At 49.1% G+C, this 16,814-nt stretch carries 17 protein-coding genes and 1 rRNA gene; 3 read left to right on the forward strand and 15 right to left on the reverse strand.

Annotation, left to right across the window (positions count from 1 at the left end):
- Positions 1–41: 41 nt before the first annotated feature.
- Together BUB16_RS05565 and BUB16_RS05570 are read right to left on the reverse strand one after the other, a co-directional pair.
- On the reverse strand, positions 42–1,376 hold the full coding sequence (locus BUB16_RS05565) for an asparagine synthase-related protein (protein WP_073060445.1): 1,335 nt from the start codon (positions 1,374–1,376) through the stop codon (positions 42–44).
- 280 nt (positions 1,377–1,656) lie between these two features.
- Positions 1,657–2,655: an aldo/keto reductase gene (locus tag BUB16_RS05570; RefSeq protein WP_073060447.1), complete on the reverse strand. Its 999-nt coding sequence runs from the start codon at positions 2,653–2,655 to the stop codon at positions 1,657–1,659.
- 697 nt (positions 2,656–3,352) lie between these two features.
- On the opposite strand from BUB16_RS05570, the gene BUB16_RS05575 reads away from it, so the two are divergent.
- Together BUB16_RS05575 and BUB16_RS05580 are read left to right on the forward strand one after the other, a co-directional pair.
- On the forward strand, positions 3,353–4,198 hold the full coding sequence (locus BUB16_RS05575) for a fumarylacetoacetate hydrolase family protein (RefSeq protein WP_073060450.1): 846 nt from the start codon (positions 3,353–3,355) through the stop codon (positions 4,196–4,198).
- Between the two features lie 40 nt (positions 4,199–4,238).
- A complete protein-coding gene (locus BUB16_RS05580; protein ID WP_073060453.1) occupies positions 4,239–4,394 on the forward strand; it encodes a zinc ribbon domain-containing protein in 156 nt (51 codons plus the stop codon).
- Between the two features lie 163 nt (positions 4,395–4,557).
- Here the strand turns inward: BUB16_RS05580 and BUB16_RS05585 are convergent, their stop codons facing one another.
- The 11 genes from BUB16_RS05585 to BUB16_RS05635 form a co-directional block, all read right to left on the reverse strand.
- The gene (locus BUB16_RS05585; RefSeq protein ID WP_084088055.1) at positions 4,558–5,523 is read right to left on the reverse strand and encodes a DUF4249 family protein; all 966 of its coding nucleotides are present in this window, start codon (positions 5,521–5,523) and stop codon (positions 4,558–4,560) included.
- 67 nt (positions 5,524–5,590) lie between these two features.
- Positions 5,591–7,951 (reverse strand): TonB-dependent receptor, encoded by a 2,361-nt coding sequence (locus tag BUB16_RS05590; protein ID WP_244545645.1) that lies wholly within the window; start codon positions 7,949–7,951, stop codon positions 5,591–5,593.
- A gap of 422 nt (positions 7,952–8,373) precedes the next feature.
- Positions 8,374–9,402 carry a dipeptide epimerase gene (locus tag BUB16_RS05595; RefSeq protein WP_073060456.1) on the reverse strand — a complete coding sequence of 343 codons (1,029 nt, stop codon included), beginning with the start codon at positions 9,400–9,402 and terminating at the stop codon, positions 8,374–8,376.
- Positions 9,389–10,210 carry a phosphatidate cytidylyltransferase gene (locus BUB16_RS05600; RefSeq protein WP_073060459.1) on the reverse strand — a complete coding sequence of 274 codons (822 nt, stop codon included), beginning with the start codon at positions 10,208–10,210 and terminating at the stop codon, positions 9,389–9,391. Before BUB16_RS05600 ends, BUB16_RS05595 begins: the two co-directional genes overlap by 14 nt.
- A gap of 5 nt (positions 10,211–10,215) precedes the next feature.
- The gene (locus BUB16_RS05605; RefSeq protein WP_073060462.1) at positions 10,216–10,485 is read right to left on the reverse strand and encodes a putative signal transducing protein; all 270 of its coding nucleotides are present in this window, start codon (positions 10,483–10,485) and stop codon (positions 10,216–10,218) included.
- Complete coding sequence (locus BUB16_RS05610; RefSeq protein WP_139240198.1) at positions 10,478–11,443, reverse strand: CPBP family intramembrane glutamic endopeptidase; 966 nt, start codon at positions 11,441–11,443, stop codon at positions 10,478–10,480. Before BUB16_RS05610 ends, BUB16_RS05605 begins: the two co-directional genes overlap by 8 nt.
- Positions 11,444–11,462: 19 nt before the next feature.
- Positions 11,463–12,059 carry a DUF4199 domain-containing protein gene (locus tag BUB16_RS05615; RefSeq protein ID WP_084088056.1) on the reverse strand — a complete coding sequence of 199 codons (597 nt, stop codon included), beginning with the start codon at positions 12,057–12,059 and terminating at the stop codon, positions 11,463–11,465.
- Positions 12,031–12,537 carry a DUF2085 domain-containing protein gene (locus tag BUB16_RS05620; protein WP_073060470.1) on the reverse strand — a complete coding sequence of 169 codons (507 nt, stop codon included), beginning with the start codon at positions 12,535–12,537 and terminating at the stop codon, positions 12,031–12,033. Before BUB16_RS05620 ends, BUB16_RS05615 begins: the two co-directional genes overlap by 29 nt.
- 6 nt (positions 12,538–12,543) lie before the next feature.
- Positions 12,544–12,978 carry an acyl-CoA thioesterase gene (locus tag BUB16_RS05625; protein WP_280173642.1) on the reverse strand — a complete coding sequence of 145 codons (435 nt, stop codon included), beginning with the start codon at positions 12,976–12,978 and terminating at the stop codon, positions 12,544–12,546.
- Between the two features lie 6 nt (positions 12,979–12,984).
- Complete coding sequence (locus BUB16_RS05630) at positions 12,985–13,956, reverse strand: acetyl-CoA carboxylase carboxyltransferase subunit alpha (protein ID WP_073060476.1); 972 nt, start codon at positions 13,954–13,956, stop codon at positions 12,985–12,987.
- 291 nt (positions 13,957–14,247) lie between these two features.
- Positions 14,248–14,973, reverse strand: a complete 726-nt coding sequence (locus BUB16_RS05635; protein ID WP_073060479.1) for a polyprenol monophosphomannose synthase — start codon at positions 14,971–14,973, stop codon at positions 14,248–14,250.
- A gap of 147 nt (positions 14,974–15,120) precedes the next feature.
- Here BUB16_RS05635 and tgt point away from each other — a divergent pair, with 147 nt between their 5' ends.
- The gene (gene tgt, locus BUB16_RS05640; RefSeq protein WP_244545646.1) at positions 15,121–16,248 is read left to right on the forward strand and encodes a tRNA guanosine(34) transglycosylase Tgt; all 1,128 of its coding nucleotides are present in this window, start codon (positions 15,121–15,123) and stop codon (positions 16,246–16,248) included.
- Between the two features lie 110 nt (positions 16,249–16,358).
- Here tgt and BUB16_RS21400 read toward each other — a convergent pair whose 3' ends face one another.
- Both BUB16_RS21400 and rrf read right to left on the reverse strand, forming a co-directional pair.
- The gene (locus BUB16_RS21400; RefSeq protein ID WP_073060487.1) at positions 16,359–16,550 is read right to left on the reverse strand and encodes a hypothetical protein; all 192 of its coding nucleotides are present in this window, start codon (positions 16,548–16,550) and stop codon (positions 16,359–16,361) included.
- A 179-nt stretch (positions 16,551–16,729) separates the two neighbouring features.
- Positions 16,730–16,814, reverse strand: a 5S ribosomal RNA gene (gene rrf, locus BUB16_RS22355); the annotation flags it as partial.

The raw sequence follows: 16,814 nt of genomic DNA on the forward strand, positions 1-16,814 counted from the left end.
GTTTTGCAAAGGCTTCTGCAAGATACGTATCCAACGGGCCACTACGCATATAGCGAAGCGAAATACCGGCGATATTCCATCTCGTCATCCGCAAAAAGTTCGTCTGTTTTCTCTCTGGGCGCGGCGCCGTGCTGGAATCTCCGCTTCGGAAATACCGGCATCTCCAGCCCCGTTACCGCCTTTACACCACGCTGCACGATCTCCCCTTTCAGGCCGTAGAGCTCTTCAGGATCCCAGCCGGTCAGCCGGATAAAGGGAATACCTTCCGAAACTTCAATAACATTCGGCAGGGTATAGGGACTAAACGCCCTGAACCCGTAGTGGCGGGCCGGGGCATAGGTGCGAACATGTCCGCGGCTGAGTCCCCCTGAATACGTGAGAGAATGCTTTATCTTGTCGACGCCCCACCCTTCGTGGTAAAGCATCTGGTTTCCGAGCACACTGCGAATGGTGAGCTCGGGATTTTCTTCAATCGGGTAGTCCTTCATATTTTCATCCCCGCCGTCCCCGTCCGCCAGGTAGTTCCATTCGGGATAGCGCTCGCGGATAGTCCGGCACAGGGCTTCGGTCATCGTCGCCGCCTCCACATCCAGCGATTTATAGTCTTCCGTAATCCGTATGGTCTTCTTGTAATCGATCTCGCCGGGCGGGACATCAATGACTTCCAGGAACAGGGAGAGATCCAGCTGATCCAGGAAGTGCGCTGCCTGCTTGGCATCCGTTCCCCCCTCCACCGAAAGACTGAACGCTTTAAGCCGCTGCGGGGAGAGTCCCATCTCAAGCATCAGGTGATAAAGGACCAGGAAAACGGATCCGCTGTCTATCCCCCCTGAAAAGAGCACTCCGACCGGTTCTTTTTCCGGGACGGTTTGCAGCCATTTCCGGCACTCCTCGGCCAATGCCCCGATATACCGGGCACCAATCGCATCCAGATCACCGTCCAGGGTCTCCTGCTGCGGATCAAAATAGCGCCGGTACTCGGGACTCGGATCCGGGCAGCCGACCAGCTGAAGCCGGGTCAAATGATGGGCGGGGACCATCCGCGTATAAGAGGGATGAAACTGCTCGTGCAGGTCCTGCTCTTTGAGATAGCTGAAAATCTCGTCGATGCGTTCTGCAACCACCAGCAGGGGTCCCGCGGCCTGCTTGGCCAGGAAATAGCGCATGGGGCGACCGATGGACCGGGCCAGGTATACCTCCTTCCCCTTCTTTTCGGCAATAGCAAACGAACCGTCAATCCTGCGGACCTTCCCCGGATCACCGGAACGTACAGCTTCCCGCGCCTCTCCCGGCAACATGTTTAAAATAGTATTGCCCCCGGGATCGAGCAGGTTTTCAAAATCCTCTACATATTGATGTTCATGTGGTGCAGCCATAAGACATATTACAGGTATATAGTATTAGCTAAGCAGGTTGAAACGAAACATTTTACTAACGTATTATTATAATGCGTTGTGCGGTCATCTGGCCTGAAAGCATGCTAACGGGAGTACACTCCTGTCAGCGTCCTTATCAAACCAGTATTTATAGTACTTTTTGGACACTTAAGGCCCATTAGGTGCCACCCGCACTACAAGTTATTATAAATATAGCAGAAAACGGAAGTCTTAAAAAACGGCATCATAACATCTGCTATGAGTAGTCAGGGATGAGACATCATCCCAGGTCAAGCTCCAGCTCATCGAGTTCGCTGTTGATCGTGGCGATCTCCTCATCACTGAGCTTAATATCCGCGGCCTTTGCATTTTGCGTGGCCTGTTCCTCGTTGCGGGCGCCAACCAATGCTATCGTTATGCCCGGCTGCTGGATCGTCCACCGTATCGTCAGCTGCGCCAGGGTAGCATCATGGGCCTCTGCAATGGGGTAAATTTTCTCCAGAAAAGCGTTGGTCCGCCTGATATTTTCATCCGAAAAGTAGGGATTATCGGCACGGTGATCGCCTTCTGAAAAATCCTGTCCGGGCTCCATCTTGCCGGTCAGCAGTCCGCGCTGCAGGGGACTGTACGCCAGAATCCCCTTGCCATGTTCTATGCAATACGGCACCACGTCCTCCTCGATATCTCGCTGCAACATGCTGTACGGTACTTGATTGGAGACAATATTGTGATACTGCTCCGCCTCTTTCAGTTGCTCCACATTATAGTTGCAGACAGCTGCTTCACGGATTTTTCCCTGTTCTTTAAGCCGGTCCATGGCCTCCATTGTTTCTTCAACCGGGGTAGTGGGATCGGGCCAGTGAATTTGGTACAGGTCGATATAATCGGTTCCCAGGCGTCGCAGGCTATCCTCACATTCCTTCATGACACTTTCCCTGGCAGCGTACTCATGCATGTCAATATCGTTGCCGTGATTGTCTTTGCTCGCAAACCGGAAGTGACCTTTGTCGGTATCCCAGCGGAGGCCGTATTTCGTCAAAATCTGGACTTCATCTCTCGGGATATCACTAATCGCTTCTCCCACAATCTTCTCACTTAATCCCTGTCCGTAGACCGGCGCCGTATCAATAGAGGTGACCCCGTGATCATAAGCGGCCCGTATAGCTTCGACAGAATTATTTTGTTCCGTTCCTCCCCACATCCAGCCGCCGGCGGCCCATGCGCCAAAAGTGACAACTGAAAGGTTAAGATCGGTATTTCCAAGCGCTCGATATTCCATAAGCAATAAATAATATAATTTTGAATACTATTAGTTAACAGAGAGCTTTGAAAAACCAGAAACTGTGTTCAAAGTCAAGGCCAGAGGCAGGTTGCCCTCGCAGCATATAGTTATATGTGAGAATTTCAACCGACCGATAACGCTGACATTGGGCAAAAGAGCAATTTTGCAAAGCCCCCTACAAAAGCGTAATAACAGGAGCTCGTACTCTTGAGTTCCTGCAGTGGACTAAGATATTGTTTTCAGGCGTGGAATGGAAACGCATGAAAATTTCCCTGCACAACAGAAAAATTTGGTATCCTGTATGTTGCTATTTATAATTAATTTTCTTTTTTACCATTTATATTGCCGTGCTTTGAGGCCGCGGAGAGCGTCAGACGATTTTGGGATCAATTGAGGTGATTGATTGACGTGCTTAACAAAAAAAGCTCGGAACCTGGCTAAATTCAACGAACCCGCAGTAGATTTTGCTAAGTCCGACGGGCTCTTTGCCCGGAAGCTTACGCGTGAACACATGTATAAACCCCATGTATAAACCCATGGATCCCGGATGTTATGGTCAAAGCGGTTTCGTTATGATGACGATCGGGCCCGCTACGACATCATGAGAGGGGGCATGGCACCGGTCAGGCAATACTTATTACCTTTTTTTGTAATCAGTCATTATTAAACACTAACTTATTAAAAATCATATCCTGTGAAATTAACGACTTTAAACGACGGTACTCCTGCTGCGATTGTTGAGGGAAACAGTATAGCTTTAGCTGATCTCGGTTTTGACGGATCCCTTATGGAACTGATCAGAAGTGACCAAAAGGACTATGAACAGCTGACACAAGCCCTGGCCGAGCAGCCTGGGGGGGGACAACCGGTTCGTGCAGAGGATTTTGCCGCTCCCATCAGTAACCCTTCAAAAATTGTGGCGATCGGCCTGAATTACCTGGACCACGCCTCTGAATCCAAGATGGAAGTCCCCGACACTCCGCTGGTCTTTGCCAAATTTTCCAGTTCCATTATTTCCGGGACGGATGCTATTGAAATTCCCGTCGACCTTACAAGTCAAGTCGACTATGAAGTGGAGCTGGGGATCGTGATCGGAAAGAAGGCCAAAAATATTTCCCCGGAAGAGGCCCTCTCCCATGTCTTCGGCTATACCATCATCAATGATGTATCAGCGCGCGACCTGCAGTTCAGCGACGAGCAATGGGTACGCGGCAAATCACTGGACACCTTTTGTCCCCTGGGACCCGTTATAGTCACTTCCGATGAAATTTCTGATCCACAAGACCTCGACATAGGGTGCAGCGTCAACGGCAAAACCATGCAAGAGGCCAATACCGGGGATATGGTTTTTGGAGTCGCCGACCTGGTCGCCCGCCTCTCACATTCCTTTACCCTCGAAGCGGGTGATGTTATTGCATCGGGGACGCCCCAGGGGGTGGGATTCAGCCGCAAGCCTCCCGTCTACCTGACACCGGGAGATACCGTACGCACCTGGATCAGCGGTATAGGCGAACTCAACAACCCGGTAAAAAAAGCATGACGGTCGAAACAAAGCTGAGCAGAACTTATTCAAAAGCGCGATGGAAAAGAAAGAATGTCCCGGCTGCGCCATGGAGGTTGATCGTGATGCGGAAGTATGTCCCATTTGCGGTTATGAATTTCCACAACAGCCCACAAGCATCAAAATTATGGCCTGGATTATGGTAATCCTGCTACTATTATGGCTCGTATTTTGATGAACTTACAGCTCACAGCTGTCTGTCGAACTTCGATAGTTGTAACGGGTGACAAAGTTTGAAACCTATGTTATGGTCCTTTGAGGCGATTGGCCCGGATTTCTGACCGAGAAAGTTGTTCTTCAGCAAGGCTAAGGAAAAACAGCAGCAGAGATGCACCCCATCACATCCCCCCCGGTCTCTTAAAGAACGTTTGCACCGTATCGGATGCAAAGCTGCCGAAAATGCCGATGCCGCCCTCCACATAATAACGCAGGTTGGGAATCTCACCGGGTGAGAGCGTCCCCCCGCCAAGTTGAACCTCCTGCGAGGAAATCAGATCCGACAAATTTTCATCGATAGAATTGGCTACGACCCTGTTATCACCAAAAAAAGCGACGCCTATCCAGGGAAACTGGACTGTAATTGTTCCATCGTCATTTACATCAAAATTTCCCTCGTTGACGGGCGTGGTCTCCGTATTGTAGAAATCCTCGACCTCTGTGTCGTCTTCTTCCTCCACCAGGTTTTTATAAAAAGGGGTCAGATCCTCCTCTTCCGGCTCTGAAGCCACTGTATTAAACACAAAAATACTCTGCTTTTGTGTTTGCTCAAAAGCTGAAATAACCAGTTCCATTTGTTCGGGTGATTGATAGATAACGGTATCTGGCACCTCATTAAGAATCTCTATCGCATCCGGAATGGTTGTCTCGGCACGAAGGATTTCCGGTCGATTATCAAAATTGATTGTGATCCGGTAGGTTCTTCGGGGGAGCACCCGGTGCGTCGGGTCTTCGGCAACGTAGACTCCTTTCACCTCAGAGGAACGATAATCAAATACCACTTCCTCAGCGCCGTCTTCTTCCAGCAGGACCACCTCCACATTAGCCTCGTCCAGTGCGGCTTCCTCGAAGCTGTACTCCTGCCCGGTGGGCAGTGTTTTACTAAGCCGTACTTCCGGAAGGGGACGGTTGGCAGTGGCATACGCCTCCAATACAACAAGCTCCTCATAACTGTCCTGTGCATAGTTTTCACAAGCGGTGTTCAGCAAAAGAAAGAAAATCAAGGTAACAAACAGTCCTCCTATTCTTCTGACACCTGCAGAGGGAAGGAGGTTAACATGATCGGTAATCAGGGCATTCAACATCATGACTTACGAAATTTATAGTTAATCCGATGGACTTCTTGTAACAATATGAGACAGATCATAATACCGTTTAGAACTGTACCGTATAAGAGATGGCCGGGAGTATGGGCAGCATCGATACATCCTCTCGTTCCACCGGGTTTTCATCAAAATCATAATTATAGAACCAAATGTTGCTCCGGTTGTAAAGATTGATGAGCTGGAACTGCCACTCCGCATCCCCCAGGTTAAAGAACCGGCCCGACCGGCTGAACGACAGGTCCATCCGGTGGTAGGGGGGCAAGCGCGATGAATTCATATTGCCAATGACAAATGCGTCGCGGTCGCTGCTGCCCCAGGGAAGATTCGAAAACTGTGTGCGTCCCTGCGGGTCGGTGTAAGCCTGACCCGTGGAATAATTAAACACGGCCGAGACGCTCCACCGTTGCGACAACCGGTAGTTTGCAACAATGTTCATATCGTGTGTGCGGTCGTATTTTGGCGGGTAAAACCGGCCCCGGCGCGGCTCATCCGGCAGATCAACATTAAATCCGGGAAATTTTCGGCGCGTGACTCCAAACGTATACCCGACAAAACCACTTAAACGTCCCACTTGTTTTTCCAGGAAAACTTCCATGCCGTAGGCATAGCCTTTCCCGAAACGGAATTGTTCCGCATAATCCAGTCCCGCATTGTCACCCACAAAAGGGTCCAGCTCAAACAGATCTCTCATGGTTCTGTAGTAGACCTCAACATCGAAACCATAGCCGGAGAACGGGATGGTTTTAATACCCAGGGAAAACTGGTCCCCATACGAGGGGGGAACATTCTCCGCGGTCGTCAGCCAGGTGTCAAAACCCGAAAAGGCCTCGTTGGTCATCAGTGTAAGAAACTGGTTATAGCGACCATATGCAGTCTGGAGACGTATATTTTCGGTCGGCCGGTGTTCTATTGAAAGCCGGGGGGCAAGCCTCAGGTAGCTTCCTTTTGAGAAGGCGTTGAGACGGAGTCCCCCCGTTGCCATCCACCGATCCGATGGTTTCCACTGCTCCTGAAGATAGGCCGAGGCGTACCGCGAATCAAGCTCCCGGTCGAAGGCGTATTCCCCGTCAAAAAGCTCCTGGAGGCGAAGCGTCATAGCTCCTCCCCAGAATCCAACCGATATGGTATGATATTCATTCGGGATATACTCCAGGTCGGCCTTCAGCGAACCATCGCGGACATTGTTTTCACTCTCGAAGGAGGTCCCGCCAAACTGGAATTGCGGTTCATTAAAATACCTCGATCCGGTGGCCGTAACCGTGCTAAAAAGTTTATCCGAGATGATCTTCCTCCATTGGGCACTGACCGTTTGATTGCCATAGTTTAAATCAATGACGGCATCCTCAAAAATAGGCCAGGAAATGACATCCGTCCCTGAATAAAAGGCCAGCGAGAGCCTGTCGTTCTCAGAGATATCAAAATTAATCTTCCCGTTGATGTCATAGAAGTAAAAAGTCTCGGGAGCATCTTCTATAAATCCCAGTACGGGCTCAATCGTGGAACGGCGGACTGCCAGCATATACGACCCGTACTTGTAGGGTCCCTCTATCGAGGCCCGCGAGGCCAGCATCCCGATACTGGCCGTCCCCTCGGTTTCATTCCGGTTGCCGTCTTTATTATAGATCGTCAACACCGAGCCGATACGTCCCCCGTATTCCGCCGGATACCCGCCTTTATAGAGCTGTACGTCCTTTACCGCATCGGGATTAAAGGTAGAAAACAACCCGAAGAAGTGCGAGGGATTGTAGACCGTGGTTTCATCCAGCAGGATGAGGGTTTGGTCGGGACTCCCGCCCCGAATATAGAGTCCGCTCGAAAAATCAGAAGCCGCTTTAACCCCCGGGAGCAGCTGTACCGAACGGAACACATCCGGGGTCAAAACAGCGGGCAACTCTTTAATAAGCTGGGTTGATATCTGGGCGCGGCCGATATCTTTCTGTTCCTCCTCTTCCGCCTGCGATTGGACGACAAGCTCATCCAGCTGAAGACTCTTGGGTTCCAATGCAATATCAATGCGCCGGTTTTCTCCCTCTTCGAGCGTAATCTCCTGCTCATACCGCTGGTACCCAATATAAGTAGCAACGAGAGTATAGGTGCCCGGTGGAATATTGGTAATCGTATAGTAGCCCGAATTATTGGTAGAGGTCCCCCTGTTAATTTCTAACAGCGCCACATTAGCCGCCAGCAGTGTCTCTCCGCTTTCCCGGTCGGTAATAAAGCCGTTTACCGAAGCATTTATGCCAGCTGTCTCTTCTGCTCCGGGGGACTTATCGGCACTTGTTTCGGTGGCCGCGTGAGCTGTCCACCCTCTCCCTGACGCCGTGTAGCTTAGAAGCATTAGCAGGAATAGTACACCTGACGCAACGGATATGTCAGAGGATTTCTCTTTTGATATCATAGTAGCTAACATGCGTTCCTGATAATATTATGTCATTCGGTTAAAGAAAAAACTTTCCCTTATCCTCGCTTCCCCTTCGTATACCCTGATAATTCGGGGTCGGTTGTATCAGACGGGAAAACAAATAGTGACGTATGGCCTATCGCAGGAAAACAACCTTTTTCCGGCAAAACTCATTCCCTTGCAGTACCTGCCGGCATACGCTTTACCGGCCTTATTCGGTCAATGCCTCCCTGTGATGGGTAGTTCGTCTTCTCTCGGTAACAGGAACAAAAATGGGAATCCATCTCCAATCATTCCTGCTCAACCTGCATTTCAGAAATTTTCCTCAAAACTGACAGTCCCTTTATACGGACGCATAATCCCGATGTTTCAGCTATTTATACGATTGGAAAAGAAAATTCTGACCCTTGCCCATTTTCTTTTCCCTCTTGCTAACTGCTTACGGAGACTCCCAGTCCGGGTTTTTCACTCAGAACGGCTCTCATTTCGTGATCCAGGTTCATTCCCTTATATGGATCATCCTTAATCAAAAGGTGACCATCCAAATCCACGTAGTCCGACCAGAGTCCCAGTAAAGCGCCCGCGGTGTTGGCCAGCGAGCTCTCGATCATGCAGCCTGTCATAACGCTGAGATTGCGTTCTCGGGCCTCCTCAATAACCGCACGCGCTTTCACCAGACTCCCGATCTTCATAAGTTTGATGTTAATACCGTGAAAGGCTTCGGCTATCTCGTCGAGGTCTTCTCCTCCTTTAAAACTCTCATCGGCCATCAGGGGCAGCGGCGACCACTGTTTCAATCTCTTCATCTTATCCATCATGGAAGAAGGCATCGGCTGCTCTACCATTTCAATGTTCTGACGGGCTAAAAAGGAGATCTGTTCTTTCGCCTCACCAATAGTTTTCCATCCTTCGTTGGCATCCACGCGAATAGGTTTATCCGTAATTTTCCGTATAGCTTCGATGATAGCACGATCCCGTTCCGTGCCCAGCTTTACTTTCAGGATCGGATAGGTCGAAGCAGCCCGGATCTTATCCTGCATCACCTCAAGGGTATCAAGTCCGATCGTATAGGAGGTCGGCGGGGTAGCGTTTGAGGGGGCATTCCACATCCTCCAGAGCGGTTTTGCCTGCTTCTTGCCCCACCAGTCGAGCCAGGCCATCTCCACGGCAGCCATGGCGGCCTTTACCTGCGGCTGCCGGGCATCAAGCTTTGCCGCCAGTGCTTCTCCGGTCGATACCTCCTCAAAAAAAGCGCCGGGCAAGCTTTCGATAAAAGCAGTTACGTTTGAGGCGTCTTCGTCGTACCGGGCATTCGGGGCCGCCTCACCCAGGCCTACACAGCCGTCGGCGGAAAGAGAGACAAAAACATTCGGGACCGTCCTCTTGGTGCCGCGGGCAATGGTAAAGGGCTGTTTGAGCGTTAGTTCTTTTATTTCACAACGAATGTTAAAACGAAACATATCCCATGATCTCCAAAGATTTCAAATAGACGTAAAAAGCGGGGGCAGCCAGGATAAGCGCATCAAAACGATCAAAAAAGCCCCCGTGTCCCGGTATAAGCCTTGAAGCATCTTTTACACCGGCCGCTCTTTTCAGCCGGCTGGCGGTCAGGTCACCAACAGGACCAAATACGCTGATCAGCAAGACGGCGGGCAGCATCAGAGGCAGGGGTGACGGATAGGCGAACGGTACCAGGTAAAAGGCAATAGCGAGTCCCGCCAGGGCTCCTGCAATGCCGAAGAAAAAGCCCTCCCATGTTTTATTGGGACTTATTTTCGGGGCCAAATGATTTTTGCCGAAATTTTTGCCTCCGAAATAGGCGAAGATATCGTTCCCCCAGACCATCAGCAGCAGGCTAAGCGTCAATATAAAACCGGTCTCTGTATTCCCCAGCTGCCTGATCAAAAGCAGTGCCAGTAGTCCGAGGGAAGCGTAAAGGCCACAAAACGCGGTGGACACAAGTGATTTGAGCCCCCGGTCCCCGGGTTTAATAATCTGGGTCCCGATAAACAGCAAAAAGACAGTCAGTCCGACCACCAGGTTGTGGGATAAGAAAGGGGATAATAAAACCCACAGTCCAATAATGTAGGGGAACATCGGATCGGCGGGAAAGCCGGCCTTCCCGCTGATTACGGAAACCTCCCGCTGTATGAGCAGGCCGATGAGCACAATCAGGGTCGCAAAAAACACCCCGCCCACATACGTAAGGTACAGGAAAAAGGCAGCAGCAGGAACGGCAAAGAGGATACGTTTGGTCAGCTCACTCACAAAAACTACTCCTCTTCCCGGTTCGAATCCTCAGGCAGCTCCAACTCCTCAAGGGCTTCCCGGGCCTGCTGTTCAAAATCTTTGGGAACGTACAGGTATACCAGGGCGGTCTCACCCACATTCAGGCTAAAAGCGGAATCCCGTTTGGAGAGGATCTGTGATGGAATCTCCATGCTTGACAAGTAATTTTTGGCAGATTCCACCTCGTATTCTGTCCCCCGTTCGAATACACACACCCAATCTTCTATTTCATTCGGCTTCGGTCCATCAAACATAATGTGCCTCCTTGTGCCTGTTTTTTTTATACTGATTATACATCCAATATACAATATATGACGTAATTACCAGACTGATACTTACGGCCCAGATGGGAGGCATCGATTCCGGGGTCATCTCGGCAAAAGCCGATTCCGGGTAATAGGTTCCGTACAGCACGCTGCCCCCGTTATTCGCAAAATGTCCGGCCATAGCGGGTAATACACTTTTAGAAACCCAGGTGATATAGGCAAGGAGTATCCCGATAGCGGCCAGTGGAAAAAGGTTGCTCAACTGCATATGATAAAGTCCGAAGAGGAGCCCCGAAATAATAATAGCCGGCCAGATACCCCAGCTTTTTTCAAAGGCCCGCAGAACGTAGCTGCGATATAACACCTCCTCGCATATCGCCGGGACGACAGCCACGTGAAAAAGCGTAAGCCACATCATATGATCGCTTTGCAGGAAATTTTCAATCATTTCCATCTGCGAAGTTTGGATATTGGCAAAAGCATCCGGAAGGGGAATGAGGGTATTGAGCCACGAGAGAAACCAGATGACTGGCTGACCCACAACCACCAGTACCGCCGCCAGCAACATGTAACGCAGGGTATCGCCCCGGAAGTTAAACCGCATAAAGGCCTTGTGGGCAGACCGCGAAGTATGGAGGCGGGCATAAAACCAGGTCGCCAGCCCAAGGAAGAGAATTTGCCCCGTTGAATTACCAATAAAGACCAGGTCCAGGTTATCTGTCATCATCTTCATTGCCTCCGACGGGTCTGAGCTTAGTCCCCCTTCCATCCCGATCAGGGCAAGCGCAATGACCGAAGCCGTAACCTGGAAAAGCATAAAAGCCGCTATGATCCACATCAACGCCAACGCCCAGTGGGAAAAACCGTTACGTTCAGCCCAGGAAGTATAAAGTCTGCCAGGGTCAGATGCTGTAAACTGCTGCTTGTTTTCTGCTTCCTCGTTCATCAAAAAAATATTATAAATATTATCCTTCCTGCTGGCCAAATATTTTCGCTCCGATCATACCGGTAATAAGATTTAGGATTCCGTTAATCGGCACCCCCCACAGCAGCTGCATGCCCATACTGTTGTTGCTGCGAATTCCTTCAACCGTGACATCAATCATTTGTTGCTTTTGGGCGTCCGGCATATCCATAGCCTCCATATTGGCGATTGTGCTGTCGATTATTTTCTGGGTCATATCCGGATCCACAAACTGCCACACCTGGCTCAGCGCCACGCTCACAATAGTGATACAGACCCCTGTTAAAAATCCGATAAGCGCCCCCTTTCCCAACTTGATGGGGATATTATCATATTCGCGCGCGTAATGCCAGGTTGCCAGCATACCGCCAAAAGCCCCGGCCAGGCAGGCGAAAACGCCGATAAATTGAGAGGGTGAAAAGAAGGAACCCGTAGGTTCTGAGTTGATGGTCGCGTAACTGGTGATTAAGGACAGAACAAAAACTATGATCCCGAATATCAGTCCCGCAGTCGTCACCGCCATCCAGTATGATGGAGCTGGTTGATAACTTGCATCCCGCTGTGAATTGTCAGATTCCCCTTGTTGTGAGTTTTCCATAATATTTCCCCGTTGATTCTTTTTTCCTGTTAAAAAATACTCCCGAGAAGAGTACTGCAGCGGCTATTCCCAACAGGCCGCCCAGTATCAGTCGCGAAGTCAGCGTATTTTCCCAAAAAGAGCCGTAATTTCCAACTATATCTATCAAATTCATCACTGCCATTGCAATAAGAAGCTTTTTCAACAACCGGGAGCGATGGGAGTTTATCTTCCAAAATCCTGCAAAAGGAAGGAGCAGCCATCCGAAAGCCAATCCACCGTATATTCCAAGGCACCGGCTGCACACCGCCATAGGCTGACCCCCTATCCAAAACGATCGGTCGGCTATCTGGTGGCACAGGTTGGCAAGCGCCTGGTGCTGCCATTGCAGCAGCCAAAACTGTTGCTGGCCAAAAAGTCCCCCGCCCAGGGCCATAATCACCATCCCCACAACCAAGACCAGTACCAGCAGATATAAGGTAAGATGACGAGTCTGCATAGCAAATCAGGATTCAACAGCAGAAGACAAGTTGTCTATAAAATCAGCCGGAGCCCGACACGGCTTGCGGGTTTCCTCTTTCATAAAGCAGAGTACCACCTTCCCCAGGATATGCGGGGCCTCCCGCCGGTCCGTAAAAACACGGTAGTACGTTTCCAGCTTTACCGATGGGATATCGTAGAGAAGCACTTCAATTTTCATCAGTTCATCATAAAAGACCGGGGCTTTGTAATCAACTTCGGTATGCACCACCGGCAGCATCACGCCGTTATCCTCAAGTCGCGCATAAGAAAATCCCAGTGATCGGATCATTTCGGTACGCGACTCTTCAAAATATTCCAGGTACCGGCCATAATAAACGTAACCCATCTTATCTGTCTCTCCATAACGACTTCGCAGTTGATGGGGGTACGTATAAACAGGTTCTTTTTCAGGAAACACGATCCGTTACCCCGATTCTACTTTGGAGGCTGTTTTCCACTGTCCCATCCGGGAATACTTTTCAATACGAGCCTCTACAAGTTCGCTGCTGTTCATATCCCCCAGCCGATCCAGCGACTCCAGAAGCTGCTGTTTCACGACTGTCGCCGAAGCCTCCGGGTCGCGATGCGCCCCGCCCAGGGGTTCTTCGATAATACCTTCAATAATGTCAAGATCCTTCAGATCTTCAGCAGTCAGTTTGAGCACCGATGCCGCCTGTTCTTTGTAATCCCACGTTTTCCATAAGATCGAGGAACAGGATTCCGGCGATATGACTGAATACCAGGTATTCTCCATCATATAGACCTCATTACCCATCCCGATGCCGATAGCACCGCCGCTGGCCCCCTCTCCGATAACCACCGTGATGATCGGTACGTTAAGCGTTGCCATCATTTTAAGGTTTTTTGCAATGGCTTCAGCTTGTCCCCGCTCCTCCGCCTCTAACCCTGGATAAGCGCCCGGCGTATCAAGCAATGTAATCACCGGGATATCAAATTTCTCTGCCAGTTTCATCAGCCGGTAGGCTTTTCGATAGCCTTCCGGGTTCGCCATTCCGAATCGCCGGTATTGACGGCTTTCCGTATCTCTTCCCTTTTGATGGCCCATAATGACGACCGATCTTCCGTCGATCGTAGCAAACCCGCCCACAATAGCCTTGTCATCGCTTTGATAACGGTCACCATGGATTTCCACAAAATTCTCTGTGATTTTTTTAATATAATCCAAAGTGTACGGTCGGTCAGGATGACGGGCCAGCTGCACGCGCTGCCAGCGGGTAAGGTTTTGGAAAATTGATTTTCTCAGTTCATCCACCCGCTCTTCAAGACGCTTTATTTCGGGCGTCAACACATCTTCATCCGTTATCGAGAGATTGCGGAGTTCATTAATTTTTTTCTCCAAATCAGCAATCGGTTGTTCAAAATCTAAATACTGCATAATAATAATCTGAAACTGGTTTCAGGCATTGAGAACCAAATATACAAACTACTGGGAAGAGTTTAAGGACTTTATTTTGTTATCGGTTATCGGAGAGTGCTGATTTTTAAACGCCGGATCAAGGATTAAGTTTAAATATTGTTTGTTTTCGGTTATTGAGCTTATCTTCGCAAGATAAAGACGTCCGCCGTACAGTATAAATAAGTTTCGCAGGCCCTCCCCGGGAAGATAATAATACTCCGTTCTTGCTCTGTCGGGCAGGACTCTCGACCCCTGCAGTCTGCCTCAAAATCACAGCATCCCCATAATACTTTGAATTTTGAGCGTCCATACCCTCCAGATAGCCTCCCATACAATGGACTTTGACATCTTGGATATGCCTTCTTGTCTTTCGCGAAAGATGATCGCTACCTCACTGAGTGTAAAGCCGGCTCTCCATGCCCTGAAATGCAGCTCAATCTGAAAGGCATAGCCGTTGGACCGTATGTTCTCAACAGAAATCGTCTCCAGCACTTTCCGGTGGATGCATTTAAATCCCGCTGTAGTGTCGAATATGGGCAGACCCGTAATAAATCTCGCATAGAGATTTGCGCTATATGATAGTATAAGACGACTCAGCGGCCAGTTGACAATGCTTATCCCATCCGCATAACGTGAACCAATAGCTACATCCGTATGCCCCTTTTCCACCTCTTTAATCAGTCGTGGCAAATCTTCCGGATTATGAGAAAAATCAGCATCCATCTCACAAATATAGGTATAGCCATTCTCCAGTGCATACCTAAACCCCCGAACGTAGGCCGTACCCAACCCCAGTTTACCCGAACGCTCAATTAAAAAGAGCGCATCGGCATATTGTTCCTGCTTCTTTTTGACAATATCAGCGGTCCCGTCCGGCGAGCCGTCGTCAATAATTAACAAATGCATTTCACCCAGACTCATCACCTTTTCGATAAGCCTCCCGATGTTATGAGATTCGTTATATGTGGGAACTATAACTAATGTAGAATGAGCCATAAAGCGATATTAGCGAACGAATTACGTAAATTTAGCTCAAAATTATCTTAAGAATAACAAAAAAAGCGCATTAATGTTACAGCGGGAAATTCATTACCTTAAGCCATTGTGATCAACTAATAAGAAAACCATATAATTATTGATACCTTGTTTGACTTACACAAGACCGCATTGTCAACAAAAGCCCGCATGGGCACCCTTTCTACCGATCACGGCACCATATCTACCCCTATTTTCATGCCTGTAGGCACCCTCGGTACCGTCAAAGCCGTCAAACAGGATGAGCTTATCGATAAAGTGAAGGCACAAATTATCCTTGGAAATACTTATCACCTGTATTTACGACCAGGCTGCGATATTATAGAAAATGCCGGTGGTCTCCATTCATTTATCAACTGGGACCATCCTATCCTTACCGATTCCGGTGGCTACCAAATTTTTTCCCTTTCTGACAACCGGGAACTTAAAGAAGAGGGCGCCCATTTCAAAAGCCATTTGGATGGATCGAAACATCTTTTTACCCCCGAAAATGTAGTTGATATCCAACGAACCCTCGGATCCGATATTATTATGGTTCTGGATGAATGTCCCCCTTATCCCAGCAGTCGCGACTATGCCAAAGAATCGATGGAACTTACACACCGCTGGGAAAAACGGGGACGACAGGCGTTTCTGAATACGAGTTCAAAATACGAGCACGGACAATTTCAGTTTGGTATAGTTCAGGGCGGCACCTATCCCGATTTAAGGAAAGAGTCCTCGAAGTATGTAACCGATCTGGATTTTGAGGGGATTGCTATTGGCGGGCTCAGCGTAGGAGAACCCACAGAGCTGATGTATGAGATGACCGATCTGAATACCGATTATCTGCCGGAAAACAAGCCGCGTTATCTTATGGGCGTCGGCAAACCGGCGAATCTTTTACATTGTATCGCCCGCGGCATCGACATGTTTGATTGCGTGCTGCCCACCCGCAATGCACGAAACGGACAAATTTTCACCCGGAATGGCTACATTAATATTCGAAACGCCAAGTGGAAGAATCATAACCGGCCGTTGGATCCCGATTTTCCCACGGATCTGTGCTCACAATACAAAATGTCATACATTCACCACCTGTTTCGCAATAGCGAGCTATTGGGACTTGAGCTGGCTTCCCTGCATAATCTTACCTTTTATCTCTGGCTAATGGAAAAAGTCAAAGAGCGAATAGCCAATGACAGCTTCCATAATTGGTACCAAGAGAAGGCAAAGGTATTGGATACTAAGATATAGGCCATTTTCCCAGTGAATATGCTTCTTCAGCGGACATAGGCACTTATTTTCTTGTATTTTGGATTATATGGCTGGTTTAAACGCCGCTAAGCCCGGGCAGGAAAAAGTTCTTATGCTACAGTGTCCCGTGAATCCCGGGTTAGCTCCAGCTCTTCAAGGGCTTTCCGGGCCTGACGCCTGAAACCTTTGGGAATATACGGATATACCAGGGCGGTTTCGCCCACATTCGATTTAAGATGAAACTGAATGTGCTGTTTAATAAGGAAACAGACACCTTTTTGGGAGACTATCGCTCCGGACACACTTTTTGATCAATTATTCGGATATGAAATGATAAAGACCGGTTAATCTTTTTGGAAGAGATGCAATCATCTAATTCTTGCAAATTTGATTTGGAAAGAAAAAAGGAAAAGCTCTACAGAATAAAATAGCAAAGCCCTTCATGCTATAAAGCATAAAGGGCTTTGATCTAAAAAAAGGGAGCAGGAGGGGACCTACGCTTCCGCCCTGAGGGCAGTACCATCGGCGCTGAGCAGGGTCACGGCCGTGTTCGGGATGGGAACGGG

It is taken from the genome of Fodinibius roseus (assembly GCF_900129315.1).
Classification (GTDB): Bacteria; Bacteroidota; Rhodothermia; order Balneolales; family Balneolaceae; genus Fodinibius; species Fodinibius roseus.

Coding starts and splice junctions, on each gene's coding strand:
- BUB16_RS05580 (WP_073060453.1), top strand. CDS start 4,239: ATGGAAAAGAAAGAATGTCCCGGCTGCGCCATGGAGGTTGATCGTGAT.
- BUB16_RS05620 (WP_073060470.1), bottom strand. CDS start 12,537: ATGCAGACTCGTCATCTTACCTTATATCTGCTGGTACTGGTCTTGGTT.
- BUB16_RS05590 (WP_244545645.1), bottom strand. CDS start 7,951: ATGTTAGCTACTATGATATCAAAAGAGAAATCCTCTGACATATCCGTT.
- BUB16_RS05610 (WP_139240198.1), bottom strand. CDS start 11,443: ATGAACGAGGAAGCAGAAAACAAGCAGCAGTTTACAGCATCTGACCCT.
- BUB16_RS05605 (WP_073060462.1), bottom strand. CDS start 10,485: ATGTTTGATGGACCGAAGCCGAATGAAATAGAAGATTGGGTGTGTGTA.
- BUB16_RS05635 (WP_073060479.1), bottom strand. CDS start 14,973: ATGGCTCATTCTACATTAGTTATAGTTCCCACATATAACGAATCTCAT.
- BUB16_RS05565 (WP_073060445.1), bottom strand. CDS start 1,376: ATGGCTGCACCACATGAACATCAATATGTAGAGGATTTTGAAAACCTG.
- BUB16_RS05595 (WP_073060456.1), bottom strand. CDS start 9,402: ATGTTTCGTTTTAACATTCGTTGTGAAATAAAAGAACTAACGCTCAAA.
- BUB16_RS05630 (WP_073060476.1), bottom strand. CDS start 13,956: ATGCAGTATTTAGATTTTGAACAACCGATTGCTGATTTGGAGAAAAAA.
- BUB16_RS05585 (WP_084088055.1), bottom strand. CDS start 5,523: ATGATGTTGAATGCCCTGATTACCGATCATGTTAACCTCCTTCCCTCT.
- BUB16_RS05570 (WP_073060447.1), bottom strand. CDS start 2,655: ATGGAATATCGAGCGCTTGGAAATACCGATCTTAACCTTTCAGTTGTC.
- BUB16_RS05615 (WP_084088056.1), bottom strand. CDS start 12,059: ATGGAAAACTCACAACAAGGGGAATCTGACAATTCACAGCGGGATGCA.